Below are 23,517 nucleotides of genomic sequence, written 5' to 3'. Positions count from 1 at the left end.
GACATTTTGTTGAACTATGAGCGGGTTAGAGAGGCCATTCTTTCAAAGAAAGCTCTGTGAACTTATGTCTGGTCTGTGAGGGGAAGGCGCATAAATACACTCATTGGATCAGCTTCATAGCCCTCAAAGGGGGGGCAATAGCTGTAGCGCAGATTCTCATATAGGGTGCGGGCAGCGTCATACTCTGGGCAAAGGGCAGAACCGGTTTCCAAAACCAGCGCGGAGAACCCTTCCCGTCGCGCCTGGTTTGCGAGATGATCCATCAAAATGCGGGCGACGCCCCGTCCACGCGCTGTTTGAGCGACGTAGACTGATTTCACCTCTGCGGTGCCATTGCTTAGCGCTTTGTAGGCGCCGCAGCCCAAGGCTCTGTCACCATCAAAAGCCGCAAAGAAACGTACTTCTGAATTGCAAAGCGCCTCTACACCAAAGGTGTGGTCGCTGCTGGCATCCGTTGCCAAAGCTCCATGGCTCTGGTTGCCCTCAATCAATGGGCGCACCTTGGGACAGGCCGGGTCGGCGCGGCGGACCTCTATCAAAGGGGCCTGGTTCAATGGGTCCAGGGTACGCGGCGATTGGTGGCGAAGTTTTCACCATAGCCGCCGGGGCGCAGGTTGGCCTTGCGGGGTTTGGGCTCGACCACTTCGGCGTCGATGCCGTGATCCTGGGCATATTCCAGCGCCGCCTCTTTGCTGTCAAAACGGAGGCGAACCTGGCTTTGCGTATCAGACGAAGAGGTCCATCCCATCAAGGGGTCAACTTCACGGGCGCTGGCCTGGGCGTAGTCCAAAACCCATTTACGGGTCTTGGCCATTCCAGAGGTCATGGCATTTCTGGCTGGCCGGTAAATCCGCGCTCGCATGGGGGCTCTCCTCGTGACTCGACTTAGCCCATATATGCGCCGAATAGCCCTGTGCCACAAGGTGACAAATCCTGCGCATTCAACAGGTTTTGCAGGGCAGCAACAGGCGGGCCGCCAGAATTGCGTCGAATGCCCCTTGAACAAGAACAAAAACAGACCAAAATCAGCACGACTCACAGGAGAGCCGGATGCCCTACGCCCATTCAGATAAATCCGCAGCCAAGACGCCAGACCAGCAGTCAGAGCATATGGTTGAGCGTGACGCCGTTCAGCGCCCAAAACTGGAAGGCGGCAAGGCCTTTGTCATGCATACGGAGTTTTCACCGGCCGGCGATCAGCCTACGGCGATTGCAGAGCTCAGCGAAGGGGTTAAAGAGGGCGAGCGCAATCAGGTTTTGCTGGGCGCTACCGGCACTGGCAAAACATTCACCATGGCCAAGATCATCGCTGAGACCCAGCGCCCTGCGATTATCCTTGCCCCTAACAAAACGCTGGCGGCGCAGCTCTATGGGGAGTTCAAAGGCTTTTTCCCGGATAATGCCGTTGAGTATTTTGTCTCCTTCTATGACTACTATCAGCCAGAGGCCTATGTGGCGCGCTCCGATACCTTCATCGAGAAGGAGAGCCAGATCAACGAGCAGATCGACCGGATGCGCCACTCTGCGACGCGAGCGTTGTTGGAGCGCGACGATGTGATCATCATTGCCTCGGTGTCTTGCATCTACGGCATCGGCTCGGTTGAGACCTATTCGGCGATGACCCAGGATCTGAAGGTTGGTGAAGAATACGACCAGCGCCAGGTGATGGCGGATCTGGTGGCGCAACAATATAAGCGCAATGATCAGGCGTTTCAGCGCGGCTCGTTCCGGGTGCGTGGCGACACGTTGGAAATCTTCCCGGCCCACCTGGAGGACCGGGCCTGGAAGCTGTCCTTCTTTGGGGAGGAGCTGGAAGCCATCACCGAGTTTGACCCTTTGACTGGTGAGCGTACTGGGGCCTTTGAACAGATCCGCGTCTATGCGAACTCTCACTATGTGACGCCAAAACCAACGCTTAATCAGGCGGTTATTTCGATCAAGCAAGAGCTGAAGCACCGCCTGGATCAATTCAATGGTGAGGGTAAACTGCTGGAAGCTCAGCGTCTGGAACAGCGTTGCAATTTCGATATTGAGATGCTGGAAGCCACGGGCCATTGCAACGGTATCGAGAACTACTCGCGCTATCTGACCGGGCGCGGCCCAGGCGAGCCACCGCCAACACTGTTTGAATTCATCCCCGACAATGCCATTGTTTTTGCCGACGAGAGCCATGTCTCGGTGCCGCAGATCGGCGGCATGTACAAAGGCGACTTCAGGCGCAAATCTACCCTTGCAGAACATGGGTTTCGACTGCCCTCCTGTATGGACAACCGACCGCTCAAGTTCGAGGAATGGGACGCCATGCGCCCACAATCGGTCTTTGTTTCAGCAACGCCTGCCGCTTGGGAAATGGATCAGGCAGGCGGTGTTTTCACCGAACAGGTGATCCGCCCAACGGGGCTGCTGGAGCCTGAGATCGAGATCCGCCCGGTCAAGATGCAGGTGGATGACCTGCTGGATGAGGTGCGCAAAGTCACCGAAAACGGCATGCGCACGCTGGTCACCACGCTGACCAAACGCATGGCCGAGGATCTGACGGAATATTTGCACGAGCAGGGGATCAAGGTGCGCTACATGCACTCCGATATCGACACTCTGGAGCGGATTGAAATTCTGCGGGATCTGCGCCTCGGTGCCTTTGACGTGTTGATCGGCATCAACCTGCTGCGCGAGGGGTTGGATATCCCTGAATGTGGACTGGTGGCCATTCTGGACGCCGACAAGGAGGGCTTTTTGCGCTCGGAAACCTCATTGGTGCAGACCATCGGCCGCGCCGCGCGAAACGCCGAAGGTCGGGTCATTATGTACGCTGACAAGATCACCGGTTCGATGGAGCGGGCTTTGGGTGAGACCAATCGGCGACGTGAAAAACAGATCGCCTATAATCTCGAGCATGGCATCACGCCTGCCACGGTGAAAAAGAACGTCGAGGATGTGTTGGCAGGGCTCTATCAGGGCGATGTGGACATGAACCGCGTCACCGCCAATATCGACAAGCCGATGCATGGGGCCAATCTCGAGGCCCACCTAAACGGGCTGCGTGACGAAATGCGCAAGGCGGCGGAGAACCTGGAGTTCGAAGAGGCCGCGCGGCTGCGCGATGAGGTGAAACGCCTGGAAGCCGTCGATCTGGCCGTGTCGGACGATCCGATGGCACGGCAATATGCGGTAGAGAAAGCCTCTGAGGCGGCGGTGAAATCCCGTGGCCGTTCCAGCGCAGGCAAGGCCGGTACTCGGGCCTATCGGGGCAAGTCACAAAAGAAGTATAGCGGGTGAGCGTTGCCGTTGTGTTGGGAGCTGCCGTCTGGCCCGGGGGGCGGCCCTCTCCGACCCTTCGGCGGCGTTGCCTGCAAGCAGCAAAACTGTTTCGCCGGGGCAGGGTCAGCCATGTGATTTGTTGTGGGGGGCTGGGTCAACACCCCCCTAGCGAGGCCGAGGTCATGCGGCAGATTTGTCGGGAGGCCGGGGTGCCGGACAGTGCAATCCTGCTGGAGGATCAGTCCAGGACGACCCTTGAAAACCTGGCCAATATCCGCGCGCTCCTAGCGAGGCTCGACCAACCGAATATCGTTCTTGTGACGGATCGCTACCACAAATGGCGCGCGCTGATGGTGGCGCGCCATTTTGGGTTTCAGGCCCAAGCCTCCTGTCCACCTCCAAGCGATACCTCAAGGTTCAGGGTGCTGAAATCCTGGCTGCGGGAAGCACCTGCACTGATCTACTATTGGTGGCGCCTTAGGAGCCTTGACAAACAGTCTAGCGGGTGACGGTGACACGCACATAGTCGCGGCTGCCGTTGTCGTAGACTTTGACCCGCACCATGACACCGCCTTGTACGATACCGCGCCCAGCGGAGGCTTCGATATTCCCGTGTTGCACCATGCGCTCCATAATGGCGCGGTTACCCTTGTCCTTGAAAATCGGGTCCCATTCATCACCGGGCTGTGAAATGCCAAAGCGGTGATAGTTTGCCCGGTCCTGGCGCAGGATCTGCCATGGCTCTCTGAGCCGCGCGCCTTTGGAATTGTACAGATCATCGCGCCCGATAAAGGCCACGTAGTCCGCCAGTAGCTCATCGGCTAAAGCCAAGGGGGCGGAAAGGGCGAGCGCCGCGACGGCTGCCGTTAGCGTTTTTGCAAGGTGCATCAGAAAATCCTCCAGTCAAATTCGGACAGATTCTTGTGCAAACTGCGCTGGAGGACAAGTGCAACCTCGCCCCAAAGTGTGTGACATTGGGCCGTGGGGCTCTCTTTGGCCGACAGGCGGTGTTAGCCCTCCGTCACGCTGCTTTGGCAATTGACTGGGTGATAGCCGTGATCAGGCCTGACGCATCTGTGCCAGTTGCCCCAGTATATTGGTGAAATTCTCAATCCCCTGTGCACCGCTAACCAGGTGTTTTTGGTCAAAGATAACCGCCGGTACGCTCTGAATGCCCTGGCTGTGCCAAAAACTCTGTACTTCCCGTACAGTGCTTGCAAAGCGCTGATCTTCTAACACGGCCCGGGCCTCGTCTCGGTTCAGGCCAATTTCACCGGCGATATCGGCCAGAACGCCGCTGTCTGATAGATCACGATGGTGCGTGAAATGGGCTGTGAATAGCGCCTGTTTCAGATCAGCCTTGCGGTCTTGGGTCTCTGCCCAGTGCAGCAATTGATGGGCGGCAAAGGTGTTGTGCATCCGCATTTCAGGATCAAAGCGGAAGTCAAAGCCCAGATCGGCGCCAATTTTGGTCATCTGTGCGCGGTTTTGTTCGGATTGTTCTGGGGTGACTCCATATTTCTCGACAAGGTGCTCGCGCAGGTTCTGGCCCTCGGCAGGCATGTTCGGGTTCAGCTCAAAGGGGTGCCAATGCAGCTCATAGTCCGTCCCTGTGGCCTCCAATGCGGAGGCAAGTTGGCGATAGCCAATGATACACCAGGGGCACATCACGTCTGAGACCACATCGATGCGCAGAGGGGCGGGTGCGTCTTGGTCTGCTGGAGACCTGTCTTGAAGGCTCATGCGGTGGATCCTTTCGTGTGGCAACTGAGGTGCCATTCCTGGCGTGGGGTCTGAGATACGACGCCATGAAGGTGTTTTGGTGCGATTGTGTGGCTTAGATAGGGGAGCTACACGTGAGTTTCCATGCCCAGAGCCGTAGGGTCACTTGAAATTGAAGTTTGTTCCTTTGCACGTACACGAAAAAAAACCGCGCGAGCCGAAGCACGCGCGGTTTTTCGTCAGAGCGAGTTGGCCGATTTAGAAATCGTCCCAACCCGCAGCTTTCGGGAGGGCGAAGGATTCTTCGGTATCATCGGCAAAGAAATCATCTTCAGCCTGATGGAACTCAGCGTGGGCCGCAGGCGCAGGTGCCGGTGACGCGGACCGCAGGGGTGCGGCAGCTGGTTCTGCGCCGGTCTTGAAGACCGCAACCTGGTTGGCCAATTCAGTTGCATCATTGCGCAGGATTTGGCTGGCCGCGGTGCTTTCTTCGACCATGGCGGCGTTGTGTTGGGTGACGTGATCCAGTTGCGAAACACCCGTGTTGATTTCCAGCAATGTGGTGGATTGTTCGCTGGCGCCCTGGGCAATCTCGGCCACGTGATTGGAGATGGTGCCTACACGACCGATGATGTTGTCCAGTTCACTACCAGCCTTGCCAACCAAATCCACACCTTTGGCAACGTGTTGTGAGCTCTCAGAGATCAGCTGCTTGATTTCCTGAGCCGCATCAGAAGACCGCTGTGCCAGGGCCCTAACTTCTGAGGCAACCACGGCAAAGCCACGTCCGGCTTCGCCTGCACGGGCGGCCTCAACCCCGGCGTTGAGCGCCAGAAGGTTGGTCTGGAAGGAGATGTCGTCAATCACCGAGATGATCTGCGAAATCTGATTAGAAGAGGTCTCGATTTCGGACATGGCGTTAACTGCATCCGTTACAACCTGACCGCTTTGCTTGGCACCATTTTGGGCCTCTTCAACGATGACCTCGACTTGCTTGGCGCCCTCGGCTGCGGATTTCACGCTCACGGTGAGCTCTTCCATCGCGGCAGCAGTTTCTTCCAGGGTGGCAGCCTGACTTTCGGTCCGCTGCGATAGATCGCTGGAAGACTGACTGATTTCTTCTGCGTTGGCGCGGATCCGGGTGGTGCTTTCTACAACCGCATTCATGATCCCAACCAGAGTGGACAGAGTGGTGTTGTAATTGGTGCGCAGGCTTTCGTACTCGCCCTTGAAGGGGGTGTTGATCACCTGCGTCAGGTCGCCTTCGGACATGCTTTGCAGGGCGCGGTTCAACCGATCCACCACATGTTTCTGCGCTTCCTGTGCCTTTTGGCGCTCTTCCTCGACCTCTTGAGCAGCTGTGAGCTGTGTTTTCAAGTTGTCGATGGTACGGGCGATGGCGCCCATTTCGTCCCGGCGATCCAACAATGGCACAGGCTGCGAATAGTCGCCATCTGCGATCACATCGATGGTTTCCCCAACTGTTTTCAGCGGCCGCGACAGAATGCTGCGCAGGGCGATGACGGACAGCAGGCACATGATCACAAAGGCGGCGCCAGCAAAGATATGCGTCATCATCTGACCTGGGGCTGCCTCGGCAAAGGCGCGTTCTGGCGACCAGATCATTGCAATTGACCCAACCAGTACGTCAGCATTCGCACCTGCCATTGCAGGCGCAGCGATGAAGTAGCCGTCTGGGCTGGTTTCCAAGAGACCGGATTCCGCGGAGGCATTGCCCAATACGGTCAGTGCCTCAATATCTGCTTCACTTGCTTCTCCGGCGGTGGCGACAACTTTGCCTTTTGCATTTACAGCAATGCCAAACTTGGCGCGCCCGTCGGAAAGCTCCAGGATTTTCAAGATATCATTCGAGAGGCGCTCAGAGTCACCGAAACGAATAGAGCCACCGCTGCGGGCGGCCACCGTGATGGTGACGCCATTGCCAAGGGTATGCACACCCTTTTCAACGGCGTCGTTAAAGGTGGCATCAGTTCTGACCACGAGAGCGCCAGCCACAACCATAGTGGTTGCGGCGATCAGCAAACAGCACTTCATGAAGACTGACATGCCTTTGAATATTGTAATCGAGGGTATGCGGGCTTTCATTTTTTAACCTTCATTCGTTATCTGCGGTGAGCTGTTTGCTGGTTGAGTTTTACATTAAGGAGTCAGCGTCGACGCCTACAGTCATTGCACCGATGGCGGCACCGGACTCCGCATCGACGATCGTCAGGGAGATCTGGGCTTGATATCGGCGGCTGGATTCATCCAATTCAACTTCGCCAAAATGGACGGCATCCGAACCAACGCTATAGGTCTTCTGAAACTTGGCTTCGTCTCCTTGCCACATGTCAGATGTCGTACCAGAGGCCGCAACATTCAGACCCTGCCCATCCATGATAAAAACCTCGGTGATCCGGCCACCTGAGGCTTCAACCTGAGCGCGCAGAAAGTCTGCCGCTGCGTTGTTCAGCACGTCGTTGATCAAAGCGGAGTCGCCTGTGCCGACTTCAGCGCGCCACTGGAGATCCAGGGCATCTACATCGGCTTGGGCCATGGCATTTGTTTCACCATTTTGGCTAGAAATGGCGTCAACCAGAACCTGGGATTGAGCCCAGCTGCGGATATTGGTTTCAAGATATCCTGCCATTGCAGCCTGATAGTCAGAGGCAAAAGCAGGCAGGGTTGATAGGGCAAAAATAGATGCAATCGTTAGGGTACGCATTAGATGCTCCTCAGCAGTGTCCGTCCAATTTGGGTCGTTCAAGGGTATGGTTGGCGACTTACCGAGGTCTTAACTGGTCAAGTTTTAGGCTGGCTGGGAGCGGGGCGACAGACTTGGTCTTATGGCTGGACGGCGGGCTCGGGATAGGTGACCTTAACGTAATATCAGTACGATGCTTTATCACCAAAATACTGATTACGCTGTGTTTTTGTCCTCTAAAAAGATGATTTTTGGGCTGTTTATCGGCAACGGCCCGGTGCGGATTTCGCACGAATATTAGATACAGTTCTCTGTACTTTGGGCTTTCACGGGGCCAGGAGTCAGTATCTGAGCCAAAAATAGTGCAGCCTAGGGGTGTATTTCTATTTGACAGGACCCAAGAAGTTTAGAATCGGCTTGTCCCGCTGCTCTTCGCTTGAGGCTCAAATTCGCCCAGGCCTTAAACACGATTCTCAGACTTCGGTTTTATGGGCGCTTGTGGGGAATGTTCGCGCCCCAGGCTTTCTCGTCTTCTGAGCCTGTGGGGAAAGGGCATCGCATTGATTGCGTCTTGGCGGTTTCCCGCACTATGGTCGCAGGATGATAGAACTCAGAGATCTCCAATTGTTGACGGCTCTCGCACGGCATCAGCATTTTGCCAAAGCGGCCAAAGACTGTGGGATGTCGCAGCCCGCCTTTTCGATGCGCATTCGCAATCTAGAGCAGAAATTGGGTCTCTCCATTGTACGCCGTGGCAACCGCTTCCAGGGGCTAACCGGGGAAGGTGAGATGATCGTGCGCCGTGCGCGCGGAATTCTTGACGACGCCAAGGCGCTGGATCAGGAGATCGCTGCTTCACGCGGGGAGGTGACCGGCACTCTGATGATGGGGGTGGTGCCCACGGCGACGGCCTTTGCCGCACAACTGGTGAACCGTCTGCACGAGGTGCATCCGCGCGTTCTGGTTCATATTGACGTGACAACCTCTATGGCCATCCAGCAGCGGCTACTGGATGGGACCATTGATGCAGGCGTGACCTATAGCGATAGCGTGCCGCCCGGATTGGTGACGATTACTGATCTCTATGAAGAAAGCTATGTGCTGCTGGCGCCAGAGACCATGGTGGCCCAGATGGGCGATAGTATCAGCTGGCAGGACGCAGCAGCTCTGCCTCTCAGTCTGTTGGAGCCGGGTATGCAGAATCGACGTATTCTTGACCGGATTTTTGCGGGGCTGGAGTTGAAACCCGAAGTGATGTCTGAATCCAGTGGATTTATGTCGGCAATTATCATGGCCCGCGAAGGCGCGGTTGCCACCATCCTGCCGCGCGCACTGGCGGATGCTTTGGGGCCGATCGGCGGAACCCGCGCGCTGGGATTGGTGAGTGCTGGGGAGATGGAATCGCAGGCGCGTCCGATCTGTCTTGCCTGCCTGCAGCGCGATCCGGAACTGACGACAGTTGCCTCTTTGCGGCGAGTGGTTGCCGCCTTTGCATCATAAATTTTCGTTATTGCGCATTTCCCACATTCGATTTGACGATATGATTTCCTGATGACATGTGCCGAGAAAAGGCACGTGCGAATTTTTGGAGGTCAGCGTGGCACCATTGGACAATAGCAAGGGCGTCTGGAAATCCGGCAAAGGCAAAGGGCGTAAAACGCCCAAGGGCCGCCAGCTGGAGGATCAGGCGCATAGCGAGGTTCTGGAACTTCTGGGCGAGCAGCCCCGTAGCCGGGATATGCTGATCGAATTTCTGCACCTGATTCAGGATGCTTATGGTCATCTGAGCGCCCCGCATATCCGTGCGCTGGCAGAAGAGATGCGCACCGGCCAGGCCGAGATTTACGAAGTTGCGTCCTTCTATGCGCATTTTGATGTGGTGAAGGAAGGTGAGACACCGCCGCCTGCGCTGACCATCCGGGTCTGTGATTCCCTGTCCTGCGAATTGGCCGGTGCCGAGCAGTTGCAAAAGGCGTTGGAAGACGGGCTGGATGCCTCACAAGTGCGTGTGCTTCGGGCGCCCTGCATGGGCCGTTGCGATACTGCGCCGGTGCTGGAAATCGGCCACAATCACATCGACCACGCGACGCTAGAAAAGGTCGAGGCGGCGATTGCCTCGGATGACACTCATGCGCATATCCCTGACTACGAAACCTTTGCCGCCTATGAGGCCGAAGGCGGCTATGCCACGCTGAAAGAGCTGCGTGGGGGTGGCAATTGGGAAGCGGTGCAGGAGAAAGTCAAAGAGGCCGGTCTGCGCGGTCTCGGCGGTGCAGGATTTCCCTCAGGTACCAAATGGGGCTTTGTACGTGCCAATGAAGGACCACGCTATCTGGCGGTGAATGGTGACGAGGGCGAGCCCGGCACCTTCAAAGATCGCTACTATCTGGAACGTACCCCCCATGTCTTCCTTGAAGGCATGTTGATGGCGGCCTGGGCTGTGGAAGCAGAGAAAGCCTTTATCTACATGCGCGACGAATACCCTGCGGTGCTGGAAATTCTGCGCCGTGAGATCACAGCGTTGGAAGAGGCCGCGATCGTTGAGCCGGGCTATATCGCCCTGCGCCGTGGGGCAGGGGCCTATATCTGTGGCGAAGAAAGCGCCATGATTGAATCGATCGAAGGCAAGCGCGGCGAACCGCGTCACCGTCCGCCCTTTGTGGCGCAGGTGGGCATCTTTGGCCGCCCAACGCTGGTGCACAATGTCGAGACGCTTTATTGGGTTTGCAAGATCAACCGCGAAGGCCCTGAGTGCCTCAATTCGGTTGAAAAGAATGGCCGCAAAGGTCTGCGCAGCTATTCCGTGTCTGGTCGCGTCAAGAACCCCGGCGTGCATCTGCTGCCCGCCGGCTCCACCATCACCGACATTATCGAGGCCTGCGGCGGTATGCTGGAGGGGCATGCCTTCAAGGCCTATCAGCCGGGGGGGCCTTCTTCGGGCCTATTGCCTGCCTCGATGAATGATGTGCCGCTTGATTTTGACACTCTGCAGCCGCATGGCAGCTTTATCGGTTCGGCCGCTGTGGTTGTCCTGTCCGATCAGGACTCGGCCCGTGATGCGGCGCTGAACATGCTGCGCTTTTTCGAGGATGAAAGCTGCGGCCAGTGCACCCCCTGCCGGGTGGGCTGTGAAAAAGCCGTCAAGCTGATGAGCGAGAAAAAGTGGGATCAGGATCTTCTGGAAGAGCTGAGCACCGCCATGGTCGATACCTCGATCTGTGGCCTGGGCCAGGCCGCGCCCAATCCTATCCGTCTGACCATCAAACACTTCCCCGAGGAGGTCTGAGCTATGTCTGAGCAAATTACCTTTACCCTTGATGGCGAACAGATCACCGCAGATGCGGGGCTGACCATCTGGGAAGTCGCCAACGGCCGAGGGCTCAAGATCCCGCACCTGTGCCACAAGCCGCAGCCAGGTTATCGCCCCGACGGCAACTGCCGCGCCTGTATGGTCGAGATCGAAGGAGAGCGCACGTTGGCGGCGTCCTGCATTCGCGAACCCTTTGATGGCATGGTTGTCACCACCAATAACGCGCGTGCCGAAGGCGCCCGCAAGATGGTGATGGAACTCTTGGTTGCCGATCAGCCGAAACAGGAAGAGGCGCACGACAAGTCTTCGCATCTTTGGGATATGGCCGAGCTCAACGGGGTTTCGGAGTCACGATTCCCCAAGCTGGAAGAGGGCCGTATTCCGTTGCTCGATGACAGCCATGTTGCGATGAGCGTTAACCTGGATGCCTGTATCTCCTGTGGCCTTTGTGTGCGGGCCTGCCGCGAAGTTCAGGTCAATGACGTGATCGGCATGGCTGGTCGCGGCCATGATGCCTATCCGGTGTTTGATATTGCCGATGACATGGGTGCGTCCTCCTGTGTGGCCTGTGGTGAATGTGTTCAGGCCTGCCCAACAGGAGCCTTGATGCCTGCAGCCGTTCTGGATGATCAGGGCGTGGGGGATCTGAAGGACTATGATTCCGAGACCGAAAGCGTCTGCCCCTTTTGTGGTGTGGGCTGCAAGGTCAGCCTCAAAGTCAAGGACGGCAAGGTCAAACATGTCGAAGGCATCAATGGCCCCGCTAACGAGGGCCGTCTTTGCGTCAAAGGGCGCTTTGGCTTTGACTATATCCACCACCCCCATCGACTGACCAAACCACTGATCCGCCGCGACGACGCGCCTGCCAAAGGGCTCAATGTCGATCCTGGTGATCTGGCCACCCACTTCCGCGAAGCCACCTGGGACGAAGCCATGGAGCTGGCAGGTACACGCCTAAAAGCCCTGCGCGATGAAGATCCCAAATCAGTGGCGGGTTTTGGCTCGGCAAAATGCACCAATGAAGAGGCATATCTCTTCCAGAAGTTCATCCGCCAAGGCTTCAAGCACAACAACGTCGATCATTGCACCCGTCTGTGCCATGCGTCGTCCGTGGCAGCGCTGATCGAGAATGTCGGCTCTGGTGCGGTAACAGCAACCTTCAACGAGATCGAAAACGCTGATGTGGCCATCATCATCGGCTCCAACCCGATCGAGAACCACCCCGTTGCGGCGACCTACTTCAAGCAGTTCACCAAACGCGGTGGTAAGCTGATCGTGATGGATCCGCGCGGCGTCGGCATGCGCCGCTACGCGACTGAGATGCTGCAATTCCGCCCCGGCGCCGATGTGTCGATGCTGAACGCGATCATGAATGTGATCGTCGAAGAAGAGCTCTACGACAGCCAGTATATCCACCGCTGGACCGAAAACTGGGAGGCGGAGAAAGAGCACCTAAAGCAGTTCACCCCGGAAGCGATGTCAAAGATCTGCGGGATTGAACCAGAACAGCTGCGCCGCGTGGCGCGTCTCTTTGCCAATTCCAATGCCGGGCTGATCTTTTGGGGCATGGGGATCTCTCAGCACATCCATGGCACCGATAATTCGCGCTGCCTGATCAGTCTGGCGCTGATGACCGGCAATGTCGGCAAGCCTGGCGCGGGCCTGCATCCGCTGCGGGGACAGAACAACGTGCAGGGGGCCTCGGACGCGGGTCTTATCCCGATGTTTCTGCCCGACTATCAGTCGGTCATGGATGATGGCATCCGCAAGAGCTTTACCGATGTCTGGGGCGGTGGCGACTTCTCGAACGAGAAGGGCCTCACCGTGACCGAGATCGTCGATCAAGCCTATGCGGGCACTATCAAGGGCATGTATATTCAGGGTGAAAACCCGGCGATGTCGGACCCTGATGCCGATCACGCCCGCGAGGCCTTTGCCAAGCTGGATCTGATGATCGTGCAGGATATCTTCCTGACCGAGACGGCGAATTTTGCCGATATCATCCTGCCCGCCTCGGCGCTTTATGAAAAGAACGGCACCGTCTCCAACACCAACCGCCAGGTGCAGCGGGTCCGCCCCGCCGTTGCCCCTCCGGGGGAGGCACGTGAGGATTGGAAGATTACGGTTGAGCTGGCGCAGCGCATTGGCCTGCCCTGGGATTACAGCGATGTTTCCGAGGTCTTTGCTGAGATGAAGCTCAACATGAAGTCGCTCGACAATATCACCTGGGAGCGTCTGAAGACCGAGACCATCACCTACCCGTCGCTGCATGAGACCGACCCCGGTCAGGCGATCGTGTTTGGCGATGGGTTCCCGCGCACCGAAGGTCGCGCGCGCTTCACGCCTGCCAGTGTCATCGCGCCGGATGAGGCACCAGATGCCGAATACCCGATGATCATGACCACGGGCCGACAGTTGGAACATTGGCATACTGGATCGATGACACGCCGCTCGCTGGTCTTGGACGCGGTGGAGCCCGAAGCCAACTGCTCCCTCAACCCCAAGACGCTGCGTGCCCTGGGGGTCGAGCCCGGCGAGATGGTGCGCCTGTCAACCCGTCGCGGATCGATCGAGATCATGGCCCGCGCAGATCGCGCCATTGCCGAGGATATGGTCTTTGTGCCTTTCGCCTATGTGGAGGCGGCCGCCAATATCCTGACCAATCCGGCGCTGGATCCTTACGGTAAGATCCCTGAATTCAAATTTTCAGCGGTGAAGATCGAAAAGGCCCAGAGCCAGCTGGCCGCAGAATAGCCACTTGGCCATAGAGGTAGAAAAGTGGCGGCGTCGACAGGACGCCGCCACCATTTTTGGTCTACCTGTGCCAGACTAGGCCAGCAGCGTAATAGCTGACTGGCCTGCAGCGCGGCGCAGGGCGTGGGTCTCTTGCAATTCGGGGTCCTCGATCCAGGCCTTGGCAGCTTCGACGTCGGGGAATTGCAAAATCACGCCAATGCCTGTTTCATCACGGGTTCCCTCGATCACTGTTTGCTGCGGTGTTGACACTAAAGGTTTGGCACCGTGCTTCTGCAGGGCGGCTCCAGCTTTTTCACGGTAGGCCGCCATGGTTTCGGGGTCTTCCAGCACGAGATTCACATATACATAAGCCATCTTTTATCCTTCCATTGTGATGTCAAAGAGATGGAGGGACTGCAGGGGCAAGAAAACACATGCATTTGCGTGTCACCCATGCAAAAATGCACGCATGCAGATCAATTGGGATGACATGCGCACGATTCTGGCTCTGGTGCGGGCGGGCACGCTGGCCGGTGCGGCTGACGCGCTATCGGTGAGCTACACCACCGTGGCGCGCCGGGTACAACGGGCGGAAGAGATGCTGGGCCGTCCCCTGTTTGAGCGCCGTCCCGAGGGGTATTTTGCCAGTCCAGAAGCAGAAGAGCTGGCCAGAGCTGCGGCGCGGATGGAGGTGCAGGAGCAGGCGGCACTTCGCCATTTGTCTGGCCGCGACCAAGGGCTTTCTGGTCCCCTGACCTTGACGGCGCCGCAATTGTTGATTCAGACTCATCTCGCGCCCTTTCTGGCCGGGTTCTGTCGCGACAACCCAGAGATCGAACTGACGGTACGGGCCACAAACGACGTCCTGGATTTGACGCGGCGGGAGGCGGATCTGGCGATCCGGATCAGCAAATCCCCTGGTGACAATCTGGTTGGTTTGCATTTGGCGGATCAAAAAACCACCTGCGTGGCCCTCCCCGAGATCGTGGCAGGGGCGATTTCAGATCCCAGTGCGACATTGGACTGGGTCATCTATACGGGCCATTCTACCCCACCAAAATCTGCTTTGGCGCTCTACCCCAACTATCGCATTCGAGCGCGGTTTGACGATATGACCTCGCTGATTGCGGCAGCAAAGGCTGGGCTGGGGGTCACACGCATGCCGGTTTATCTGGGGCGCAACGACCCTGAACTGCAGCCTTTGCCAGGATTGGAGCCGCAGGACTATGCGCCGATCTGGGTGTTGAGCCATCAGGATCTGTTGCAATCCGCAAAGGTTCGGGCCTTGAAGGTGGCTTTGAAGCAGTTTTTCCGAACCCGGCGCGATGATTTTACCCAGATTCAGAGCCTGCCCTAGGAGAGCGGTGGCGGGCCATAAATCGATCAATGTCGTTCTGCGCCGGACGTTGACCAGTAAAGACTTCGATGTAGTCGGGCATGCGCGCCAGACGCCGGTCCTCAGGCTGTTGGATTTGCATCGAGATATAGCCGATCTGGGTGTAGATCATGGTCCGCGCCCGCACCAAGGCTGAATCCTTGCTGTATCCAAATCGTTCCAGCATCGCCGCCATCGCCGTCTCACGGCGGGCATCCGCCCGGTCCAGTCGCGGTTGTAAGGCGGCATCATTGCGGGCCCAGTTTCGGATCGCCAGATCTAACGCCGAATCGAAGAGCTCTGTATCCAGCCAGCAATCAAACAGATTGAAGATCGCTTCCGATACATTGGCCGCATAGGCTTCGGTGCGGGCAACCAGATTGCCGGTATTCTTGTCTTCCCAGTGGCGGATCATCGCCTCCAGCAACGCGCCGCGATCCTTGAAATGCCAGTAAAAGCTGGTGCGCGAGACCCCGAGCCGTTTGGCGAGCGTCATAATTTTTACCGCTTCTACGCCTGTGTTGGTCAGCTCTTCATAAGCGGCTGTCAGCCAGGCTTCTTCTGAGGTGGGTGGGCGGGAAGGGTTCTGAATATTCATGCCAATGTCCTAACACCGACACCTGACTGTCGCAATGGAGTTGACGGGTGTGATTGTTTTGCTGACATATGTGTCGAGAGGCAAATGTCCGGGGAGGCCAATGGCATGAGTGAAGCGCAGTTGAAAACACGGGGCCGTCGATCCCGCCGCGGCGAAGGTCGCAGTGCAGAACCGGGGCAGAACGCACATCTGAAGACGGCCTTCATCACGCGCAACATTCCGACCTATGATATCCTGTCGGAGGAAGGCCTGGATCGGATCGAGGCCACCGCAGAGCGGATCATGGCTGAGATTGGCATCGAATTTCGCGAAGACGCTGAAGTGGTGGAACTGTTTCGCGCGGCCGGCGCTGAGGTCAGCGATCTGACCGCTGACAGTTGGAACCTAAAGTTTGCGCCAGGAATGATCCGCGAAATCCTGAGCACAGCGCCAGAACGGTTCACCCAAGTGGCGCGTAATCCGGAAAATACGGTAGAGATCGGTGGCGATGCCATGGTCTTTGCCCCCTCGTATGGGTCACCCTTTGTGATGGATCTCGATAAGGGGCGGCGCTATGGCACGATTGCGGATTTTGAGAATTTCGTAAAACTGGCACAGATGAGCCCCAATCTGCACCATTCGGGCGGCACCATCTGCGAGCCGACCGATGTTGCGGTGAATAAACGTCATTTGGATATGGTCTATGCCCATATGCGCTATTCTGATCGTGCCTTCCTGGGATCGATCACCGCGCCGGAACGGGCCGAAGACAGTATCGAGATGTGCCGTATTCTGTTTGGTGCTGAGTTTGTTGACCAGAACTGCGTGATCATGGGGAACTTTAACACCACCTCGCCGATGGTGTTAGATGGGGTAACCACTCGTGGCATTCGTGCCTATGCGGCGGCCGGGCAGGGATCTATCCATTTGCCGTTTTTGCTGGGCGGCGCGGTTTCTCCGCTGACGGTCGCAGGATCAGTGGCCCAGTGTTTGGCCGAAAGCATGGTCTCTTGCGCAATTACACAATTGGTGCGCCCGGGGTCTCCTGCTGTCTTGGGGTCCTTCATTAGCTCCATGTCGCTGCGCACCGGCTCACCAACCTTTGGGACGCCTGAGCCGGCGCTGGGTTCGCTGGCCATGGGGCAATTGGCGCGGCGGTTGAAGTTGCCCCTACGCTGTGCCGGAAATTTCTCCACCTCTAAACTGCCGGATGCACAGGCGATGCAGCAATCGATGATGTCGATGATGTCTGCGGTGCACTGTGGTGCCAATTTCATTCTGCATTCAGCCGGTTTTCTCGACGGGCTGTTGTCTATGTCCTACGAGAAATTCATGCTCGACGCCGATCTTTGTGGTGCTTTGCACTCCTACCTCAAAGGGTTTGAAATCAACGAGGATACTTTGGGATTTGAGGCGCTGGCGGAAGGCGGGCCAGGGCAACATCTCTTTGCCACCCAGCATACCCTGCGCCATTATCAGAGCGCCTATTGGGACAGCGCCTTGGATGACCACCAACCCTGGGAGAGCTGGGATGAGCAAGGTGGAATCGATGCTGCGACCCGCGCCAACGGACGCTGGAAGGCGCAGCTGGCCAGTTATGAAGCGCCCTATATGGACCCGGGCACCGATGAGGCGCTGCAAGAGTTCATCGCCAAGACCAAAACTGCAATGCCAGACGCCTGGTATTAATTGCCCTGATGGGCCTCTGGGGGCTGTATTTAGCCACCGGGGGCCGTTTCACTCAGACTACTCGTTAACAACTGACCCAAGGCCTTTTCCCAGGAAAGAAAAACCGATGTCCAACGATCCACTTTTGCAGCCCTACACATTAAAACACCTGACCCTGCGCAATCGGATCATGACGACGAGCCATGAACCGGCCTATCCCGAAGATGGAATGCCAAAACAGCGTTACGCGGCCTATCACGCCGAACGGGCCAAGGCTGGGGTCGCACTGACCATGACAGCGGGTTCGGCGGCTGTATCGCGCAACAGCCCGCCGGTGTTCAACAATATCCTCGCCTATAAGGATGAGGTGGTGCCGTGGATCCGCAATATGACGGATCAGGTGCATGAACACGGGGCCGCAGTGATGATTCAGCTTACGCACCTTGGGCGGCGCACCCATTGGAATAAGGGGGACTGGCTGCCGGCGGTGTCCTCAACCCGTCACCGCGAACCAGCCCATCACGCCTTTCCTAAACTGGCTGAGGATTGGGATATCTCGCGCATTATCTCGGATTTTGCTGATGCGGCGGAACGGATGAAGGCTGGTGGTATGGACGGGTTAGAAATCATGACCCATGGCCATCTGCTGGACCAGTTTATCTCACCGCTGACCAATGATCTGGATGGCCCCTATGGGCGGGAACATTTGGAAAGCCGGATGCGGCTCACCACGGATATTATTGCCGCGGTGCGTCAGCGCGTTGGCGAAGATTTTGTGCTTGGGGTACGCTTTGCCCCGGATGAGGCCCACGAGGGTGGTATCACGCCTGAGATGGGCGTGGAGATCGCCAAGATCCTGAAAGACACGGGTCAGGTTGACTATCTCAACGTCAACCGTGGGCGTATCCATACCGATCCGGCGATGACCGATATGATCCCAGTGCAGGGCATGAAGAATGCCCCGCATCTGGATTTTGCCGGGTCGGTGCGCGCTGCCACGGGTATGCCGACCTTCCACGCCTCCAAAATTCCGGATGTGGCGACTGCCCGCCATGCGGTGGCCTCGGGACTGTTGGATATGGTGGGCATGACGCGTGCCCATATGGCTGACCCCCATGTGGTGCGCAAAATCATAGAGGGGCGCGAAGATGATATCCGCCCCTGTGTCGGCGCTACCTATTGTCTGGATCGGATCTATCAGGCGGGTGAGGCATTGTGCATTCACAACCCGGCCACGGGGCGCGAAGTCACCATGCCCCATGATATTGCACCTGCGGAACAGCAAAAGAAAGTTGTGGTTATCGGGGCCGGCCCTGGCGGTCTGGAGGCGGCGCGGGTGGCGGCAGAACGCGGCCATGCAGTGACCGTGTTTGAGGCGCAGCCCGATCCTGGTGGCCAGATCCGTCTGACAGTGCAGAACCCCCGCCGTGCTGAGATGATCTCGATCATCGAGTGGCGTATGGCGCAATGTGCGGCGCGCGATGTGGAGTTTCGCTTTAACACCTGGGCCGAGGCGGCAGATGTGACTGCGTTGCAGCCTGATGTGGTGATCGTGGCGACGGGTGGCATGCCCAACACCATGCTACATGAAACCGCGCAGGAGGCTGCAAATGTGGTGACCAGCTGGGACATTATATCGGGAGATGTAAAGCCGGGCGCAAATGTACTGATTTATGACGAAAGCGGCGATCATCCCGGAGTCATGTCTGCTGAAGTTGCTGCCAATACCGGGGCAAAGGTTGAGGTGATGACACCGGACCGAACCTTTGCGCCAGATATCATGGCGATGAACCTGGTACCCTATATGCGCGCGTTGCAGGATAAGGATGTGCGTTTTACCGTTACGCGCCGTCTTCTTTCGGTCACGCCCAGTGGCAATCAGCTGACGGCGACCATTGGCACCGACTACAGCAGCCACACCTCTGAGGCGCAGTATGACCAGGTGGTGGTGAACTACGGGACACTGCCGCTGGACGAGCTGTATTTTGATCTCAAAGACCTTTCTTCGAACCGGGGCGAGGTGGACCAAAATGCGCTGATCGAAGGCAAACCGCAGACCATTGTCAGCAATCCTGAGGGGGCGTTCCAGCTGTTTCGCATTGGGGATGCAGTGGCCGCGCGCAATACCCATGCAGCCATCTACGATGCCCTGCGCCTGTTAAAGGATATCTGAGATGCGGCTTGGATTTATTGGCACCGGAACCATTGCCTCTGCCGTTGTGCAAGGCCTGGCTGGGCGCGGTCATGAGATCCGCATTTCGGCACGCAGCAGAGCGAACTCGGAGGTGCTGGCAGCCAATATTGCGGAGGTACAGATCGCCGAGCTGCAAGAGATCCTGGATCACAGCGATGTGGTTTTCCTGGGCCTTATGCTGCAGGCCGCCCCGCCCATCCTGGCAGCGCTGACTTTCCGGCGAGATCTGCGGGTTGTCTCCTTTATGGCGGGGGCGGACCTGGATCAAGTCGCAGGGTTGGTTGCACCGGCTCACGTCTCAGCGGTGATGATGCCATTTCCGGGCATTGCCCAGGGCGGTTCTGCCATCATGGCACTGGGAGATGAGGACTTGTTGGAGCGGATCTTTGCCCCGCACAACGCCCTGTTCATGCTCCGCGATGCCGGCGAGCTCGAGGCCTATCTCTGTGCTCAAGCCATTCTGTCGCCGGTTGCGCGCATGACCTCTGATGCCAGCAACTGGCTTGCGGCCCGGGTCTCAGATCCGGCGCAGGGCGAGGCCTTCTTGCGGAAGCTGATTTCCAGCTCACTGGCAGACAGCTCTGCGGCTGATCTGCTGGAGGCGTTGAATACCCCCGGTGGCTATAACCAGCGCCTGCGTCACCATATGGAGAATGCAGGCATGGGGGCGGAGCTTGCGGCTGGGCTGGATGCCCTGGAGGGGTAAAGATGCAAAGCTACACTCATATTTTTCAGCCAGTAAAACTACGCCACAAAACCCTGCGCAACCGCGTGGTCTTTGGCGCTCACACCACCAATATGGCGCGTAGCGGCCTTCCGGGCGCGGCCCATTCCGCCTATTATCTGGAACGCGCCTTAGGTGGGGCGGCGATGATCGTGGTGGAGCCGATGCCTGTACATGCTTCGGCGATCCTCACCCGTGGCAATTTCTTACATTCATCTGACGCGGTGATCCCGCATTTCCGCGAATTGGTGCAGCCCTGCCAAGAGGCCGGAGCGGTGATGATCCAACAGCTATATCATGTTGGGGCGCACGGCGATCAGGATAACTCCTGGCACGCCGCCTGGTCACCCTCCGGTGGGCCCAGCTATCACGACAGTGATGGCAGCCATGCCATGTCTGAGGCGGAAATCGAAGAAACCATCGAAGGTTTCGTGCAGGCCGCTATCCGCTGCCAAAAGGCAGGCTTTGACGGGGTCGAGGTCTGGGCTGCTTATCATTGTCTGCTGGATCAGTTCTGGACCCCCTTTTCCAATCAGCGCGATGATAAATGGGGGGGCAGTCTTGAAAACCGCACGCGGCTTTCCCGAGAGATCCTGCGCCGCATCCGCGCGGCCTGTGGCGAAAATTTCATCATTGGCCTGTCAGTGAATGACGAGCCGGGCGTTGCGGTGGCGCTTAGCCGCGAGAGTATGAAAGACATTGTCGCCTTGCATGATGTGCAGGGGCTGATGGACTATGTGACCGTCGGATCTGGCTCCTATTTTGACTTTTCTCGGCTCATTCCCAGTTTCCAGCAGGCAGAGATGCTGGGGGCCGATTTGGCTGAGACACTCAGACCAGTGACGGGGCAGGCTCTGGTGATCGCCGAAAGCCATATTCGAACCCCCGAGAACGCCAATACACTGCTTGGTGCAGGGCAGGCGGATCTGGTCTCTATCGTCCGTGGCCAGATTGCCGATCCGCATCTGGTCAATAAGGCTGCTCAGAGCCGCAGCGGGGACATACGTGGCTGTCTTTCCTGTAATCAGCAGTGTTGGGGCCGACGGGGACGGGATTATTGGATCTCCTGTCTGGTGAACCCTTCGGTTGGCCGCGAGGCGGATTGGGGCGGAGATCGTTTTACTGCGACCGTGGCGCCCAAACGGATCTTGGTGGTGGGCGGCGGCCCGGCTGGGCTAGAGGCTGCGCGGGTCGCCGCCGAGCGCGGGCACCAGGTAACACTGGCAGAGGCAGGTCCGTCCCTTGGCGGTCAGTTCCGTCTTGCCGGGCTGCAACCACGTCGTGCCCAGATCACCGACCTGATAGAGTGGTACGAACGACAGTTGGGCAGCCTGGGCGTTACAATACAGCTCAACACATATTTTGATCAGGACGACATCCTTGCCCAGCGGGCGGATAGGGTGATTTTGGCCACGGGCTCCCAGCCTGTTGGAACCGGATTTCAGAAAGCGTTTCCCCATGTGGCCACATTGCCGGGTCTTGAGCGGGGACATGTCTGGTCCTGCGAAGATGTTCTGGCTGGGCGGGCTCGACTGGGCAGAGACGTTGTGGTCCTGGATGAAGGGGGGAACTGGCGTGGTTGCGGTACCGCCTGGTATTTGGCTGAAAGGAACCATCAGGTGACCCTAGTGACTCCGGATGCATTTATCGGCAAAGAATTGCAACGCTCAGCGACAGATGCGGACCTGCGCCGTTCTTTGGCCAAACTGAGCGTCCAGTTTGTGACAGAGGCAGCCGTTACCCGGTGGGGCGCCCAGGGGGCAGAGATCCAATCATTGCTCACCGGGCAACGCTCAGAAATTTTGGCGCAGGATCTGATCATGGCGACACCCAATTTTGCTGATATGTCCCTGCGCGACTCGCTGCTGTCAAAAGGGTGTGCGCCGCAGCTGATCGGGGATGCAAACGCGCCGCGACTTGCTGCTCAGGCGATTTATGAGGGCAGATCGGTGGCGCTGACACTTTAAGGTCGCCCCTGTTTCGCATTCTTGTCCGTGAATCACTTGTGAGTCTGTGATTAAGTCTGTGGGTAAGTTCTGGTTGTGCGGGTGACTCGTGGGATTGGGGTCCTTTTGGGGGCAGGGGTGCTGTAAAAAGGGTCAGTTGAGTTGACTTTGTTACCTGTTAGAGCGTTGATTTTGTTTACTTATCACATTTCTTTTGCAGAAAAGTGGAATTTGACTGGTTTTTGGGTTGCGGGTCCCCGGGGTTATACTTAGAACCCCCTCTACCGGCGGCGCTGAGGCGCTGACGGTCACCACCGAGGGTTCTGAAGGAACGGCGGCGCAGCAAGAGATTGGGGCGCGGCTGGGATTTTTGTCTTCGAGGGTGTAGCTCTTTGACATTGATGAAAACTGAAGAGATATGTGGGCGGTTTGGTTCGTTTCGATGGATCAACGTCTGTATATCAACGCTCTTAGTAATATTGCGGCGCTCAAGTAGCGAAGCGGTAGCGCGATGATAGAGTGTCAGCTTCACTGTTTGAACGGTTCACTGTTTTCTTATGAAAACTGTGTACATCAAACAGATGACTTCCGATACGTGTCCAATCCTTAGCCGGGTGGACATAGAGGCCTGCCCCCAAAGGTGGCCTTGAGTATTGGAGATGTGCAGAGGTTCGAACGTCAAGGATAAGCAAGCGATTGCTTTTCAACTTGAGAGTTTGATCCTGGCTCAGAACGAACGCTGGCGGCAGGCTTAACACATGCAAGTCGAGCGCACTCTTCGGAGTGAGCGGCGGACGGGTTAGTAACGCGTGGGAACGTGCCCTTTTCTAAGGAATAGCCACTGGAAACGGTGAGTAATACCTTATACGCCCTTCGGGGGAAAGATTTATCGGAGAAGGATCGGCCCGCGTTAGATTAGATAGTTGGTGGGGTAACGGCCTACCAAGTCTACGATCTATAGCTGGTTTTAGAGGATGATCAGCAACACTGGGACTGAGACACGGCCCAGACTCCTACGGGAGGCAGCAGTGGGGAATCTTGGACAATGGGCGCAAGCCTGATCCAGCCATGCCGCGTGAGTGATGAAGGCCCTAGGGTCGTAAAGCTCTTTCGCCAGAGATGATAATGACAGTATCTGGTAAAGAAACCCCGGCTAACTCCGTGCCAGCAGCCGCGGTAATACGGAGGGGGTTAGCGTTGTTCGGAATTACTGGGCGTAAAGCGCACGTAGGCGGATCAGAAGTATGAGGTGAAATCCCGGGGCTCAACCCCGGAACTGCCTTGTAAACTCCTGGTCTTGAGT

General features: G+C 57.3%; 18 protein-coding genes and 1 other annotated feature. Of the genes, 10 read left to right on the top strand and 8 right to left on the bottom strand.

The features are described 5' to 3' along the window. Positions 1-62: 62 nt before the first annotated feature. Together MED193_RS11360 and MED193_RS11355 are read right to left on the bottom strand one after the other, a co-directional pair. Positions 63-539: a GNAT family N-acetyltransferase gene (locus MED193_RS11360; RefSeq protein WP_039966850.1), complete on the bottom strand. Its 477-nt coding sequence runs from the start codon at positions 537-539 to the stop codon at positions 63-65. Between the two features lie 11 nt (positions 540-550). Next, entirely contained in the window at positions 551-862 is a 312-nt protein-coding gene (locus MED193_RS11355; protein WP_039966130.1) for an ETC complex I subunit, read from the bottom strand. Positions 863-1,110: 248 nt separating this feature from the next. Between MED193_RS11355 and uvrB the strand changes: the two genes are divergently transcribed. Further along, positions 1,111-3,276: an excinuclease ABC subunit UvrB gene (gene uvrB / locus MED193_RS11350; RefSeq protein WP_085978311.1), complete on the top strand. Its 2,166-nt coding sequence runs from the start codon at positions 1,111-1,113 to the stop codon at positions 3,274-3,276. After that, positions 3,273-3,767 (top strand): YdcF family protein, encoded by a 495-nt coding sequence (locus MED193_RS11345; RefSeq protein WP_009809867.1) that lies wholly within the window; start codon positions 3,273-3,275, stop codon positions 3,765-3,767. Before uvrB ends, MED193_RS11345 begins: the two co-directional genes overlap by 4 nt. Here MED193_RS11345 and MED193_RS11340 read toward each other — a convergent pair. The 4 genes from MED193_RS11340 to MED193_RS11325 form a co-directional block, all read right to left on the bottom strand. Continuing rightward, positions 3,757-4,146, bottom strand: coding sequence for a hypothetical protein (locus MED193_RS11340; protein WP_009809866.1), 390 nt, complete (start codon positions 4,144-4,146; stop codon positions 3,757-3,759). The two genes, MED193_RS11345 and MED193_RS11340, sit on opposite strands and share 11 nt — an antisense overlap. A gap of 171 nt (positions 4,147-4,317) precedes the next feature. Then, positions 4,318-5,001: a DsbA family protein gene (locus MED193_RS11335; RefSeq protein WP_009809865.1), complete on the bottom strand. Its 684-nt coding sequence runs from the start codon at positions 4,999-5,001 to the stop codon at positions 4,318-4,320. Positions 5,002-5,238: 237 nt separating this feature from the next. Continuing rightward, positions 5,239-7,086 (bottom strand): methyl-accepting chemotaxis protein, encoded by a 1,848-nt coding sequence (locus MED193_RS11330; protein WP_039966129.1) that lies wholly within the window; start codon positions 7,084-7,086, stop codon positions 5,239-5,241. A gap of 49 nt (positions 7,087-7,135) precedes the next feature. Next, on the bottom strand, positions 7,136-7,705 hold the full coding sequence (locus MED193_RS11325; RefSeq protein WP_009809863.1) for a hypothetical protein: 570 nt from the start codon (positions 7,703-7,705) through the stop codon (positions 7,136-7,138). A gap of 579 nt (positions 7,706-8,284) precedes the next feature. Here MED193_RS11325 and MED193_RS11320 point away from each other — a divergent pair. From MED193_RS11320 to fdhF, 3 genes are all read left to right on the top strand, one after another. Further along, on the top strand, positions 8,285-9,184 hold the full coding sequence (locus MED193_RS11320; protein WP_009809861.1) for a LysR family transcriptional regulator: 900 nt from the start codon (positions 8,285-8,287) through the stop codon (positions 9,182-9,184). 97 nt (positions 9,185-9,281) lie between these two features. Beyond that, entirely contained in the window at positions 9,282-10,970 is a 1,689-nt protein-coding gene (locus MED193_RS11315) for an NAD(P)H-dependent oxidoreductase subunit E (RefSeq protein WP_039966127.1), read from the top strand. A 3-nt stretch (positions 10,971-10,973) separates the two neighbouring features. Beyond that, positions 10,974-13,748 carry a formate dehydrogenase subunit alpha gene (gene fdhF, locus MED193_RS11310; protein ID WP_009809859.1) on the top strand — a complete coding sequence of 925 codons (2,775 nt, stop codon included), beginning with the start codon at positions 10,974-10,976 and terminating at the stop codon, positions 13,746-13,748. Between the two features lie 75 nt (positions 13,749-13,823). Here the strand turns inward: fdhF and MED193_RS11305 are convergent, their stop codons facing one another. Continuing rightward, on the bottom strand, positions 13,824-14,105 hold the full coding sequence (locus MED193_RS11305) for a DUF1330 domain-containing protein (RefSeq protein WP_009809858.1): 282 nt from the start codon (positions 14,103-14,105) through the stop codon (positions 13,824-13,826). A gap of 94 nt (positions 14,106-14,199) precedes the next feature. Here MED193_RS11305 and MED193_RS11300 point away from each other — a divergent pair, with 94 nt between their 5' ends. After that, positions 14,200-15,087, top strand: a complete 888-nt coding sequence (locus tag MED193_RS11300) for a LysR family transcriptional regulator (RefSeq protein WP_009809857.1) — start codon at positions 14,200-14,202, stop codon at positions 15,085-15,087. Here MED193_RS11300 and MED193_RS11295 read toward each other — a convergent pair. Continuing rightward, the gene (locus MED193_RS11295) at positions 15,062-15,703 is read right to left on the bottom strand and encodes a TetR/AcrR family transcriptional regulator (protein ID WP_009809856.1); all 642 of its coding nucleotides are present in this window, start codon (positions 15,701-15,703) and stop codon (positions 15,062-15,064) included. The two genes, MED193_RS11300 and MED193_RS11295, sit on opposite strands and share 26 nt — an antisense overlap. A gap of 105 nt (positions 15,704-15,808) precedes the next feature. On the opposite strand from MED193_RS11295, the gene MED193_RS11290 reads away from it, so the two are divergent. From MED193_RS11290 to MED193_RS11275, 4 genes are all read left to right on the top strand, one after another. Further along, positions 15,809-17,371 (top strand): trimethylamine methyltransferase family protein, encoded by a 1,563-nt coding sequence (locus MED193_RS11290; RefSeq protein WP_039966849.1) that lies wholly within the window; start codon positions 15,809-15,811, stop codon positions 17,369-17,371. Between the two features lie 106 nt (positions 17,372-17,477). Beyond that, positions 17,478-19,523, top strand: coding sequence for an NADH:flavin oxidoreductase (locus MED193_RS11285; protein WP_009809854.1), 2,046 nt, complete (start codon positions 17,478-17,480; stop codon positions 19,521-19,523). Between the two features lies 1 nt (position 19,524). Continuing rightward, complete coding sequence (locus tag MED193_RS11280; RefSeq protein ID WP_009809853.1) at positions 19,525-20,250, top strand: NAD(P)-binding domain-containing protein; 726 nt, start codon at positions 19,525-19,527, stop codon at positions 20,248-20,250. A gap of 2 nt (positions 20,251-20,252) precedes the next feature. After that, on the top strand, positions 20,253-22,235 hold the full coding sequence (locus MED193_RS11275) for an FAD-dependent oxidoreductase (RefSeq protein ID WP_009809852.1): 1,983 nt from the start codon (positions 20,253-20,255) through the stop codon (positions 22,233-22,235). Positions 22,236-22,926: 691 nt separating this feature from the next. Next, positions 22,927-23,417 (top strand) — a sequence feature (16S ribosomal RNA rRNA prediction is too short). The last annotated feature ends 100 nt before the right edge of the window (positions 23,418-23,517 follow it).

This window comes from Roseobacter sp. MED193 (assembly GCF_000152965.1).
Taxonomy (GTDB): domain Bacteria; phylum Pseudomonadota; class Alphaproteobacteria; order Rhodobacterales; family Rhodobacteraceae; genus Pseudophaeobacter.
The sequence above is the reverse complement of the archived record's forward strand: the minus strand, read 5'-3'. Positions and strand labels throughout refer to the sequence as shown.

Bases quoted from the DNA above. Each gene is read 5' to 3' on its own strand.
- MED193_RS11355 (WP_039966130.1), bottom strand. From the start codon at position 862: ATGCGAGCGCGGATTTACCGGCCAGCCAGAAATGCCATGACCTCTGGA.
- uvrB (WP_085978311.1), top strand. From the start codon at position 1,111: ATGGTTGAGCGTGACGCCGTTCAGCGCCCAAAACTGGAAGGCGGCAAG.
- MED193_RS11340 (WP_009809866.1), bottom strand. From the start codon at position 4,146: ATGCACCTTGCAAAAACGCTAACGGCAGCCGTCGCGGCGCTCGCCCTT.
- MED193_RS11335 (WP_009809865.1), bottom strand. From the start codon at position 5,001: ATGAGCCTTCAAGACAGGTCTCCAGCAGACCAAGACGCACCCGCCCCT.
- MED193_RS11330 (WP_039966129.1), bottom strand. From the start codon at position 7,086: ATGAAAGCCCGCATACCCTCGATTACAATATTCAAAGGCATGTCAGTC.
- MED193_RS11325 (WP_009809863.1), bottom strand. From the start codon at position 7,705: ATGCGTACCCTAACGATTGCATCTATTTTTGCCCTATCAACCCTGCCT.
- MED193_RS11320 (WP_009809861.1), top strand. From the start codon at position 8,285: ATGATAGAACTCAGAGATCTCCAATTGTTGACGGCTCTCGCACGGCAT.
- fdhF (WP_009809859.1), top strand. From the start codon at position 10,974: ATGTCTGAGCAAATTACCTTTACCCTTGATGGCGAACAGATCACCGCA.
- MED193_RS11305 (WP_009809858.1), bottom strand. From the start codon at position 14,105: ATGGCTTATGTATATGTGAATCTCGTGCTGGAAGACCCCGAAACCATG.
- MED193_RS11300 (WP_009809857.1), top strand. From the start codon at position 14,200: ATGCAGATCAATTGGGATGACATGCGCACGATTCTGGCTCTGGTGCGG.
- MED193_RS11295 (WP_009809856.1), bottom strand. From the start codon at position 15,703: ATGAATATTCAGAACCCTTCCCGCCCACCCACCTCAGAAGAAGCCTGG.
- MED193_RS11290 (WP_039966849.1), top strand. From the start codon at position 15,809: ATGAGTGAAGCGCAGTTGAAAACACGGGGCCGTCGATCCCGCCGCGGC.
- MED193_RS11285 (WP_009809854.1), top strand. From the start codon at position 17,478: ATGTCCAACGATCCACTTTTGCAGCCCTACACATTAAAACACCTGACC.
- MED193_RS11280 (WP_009809853.1), top strand. From the start codon at position 19,525: ATGCGGCTTGGATTTATTGGCACCGGAACCATTGCCTCTGCCGTTGTG.
- MED193_RS11275 (WP_009809852.1), top strand. From the start codon at position 20,253: ATGCAAAGCTACACTCATATTTTTCAGCCAGTAAAACTACGCCACAAA.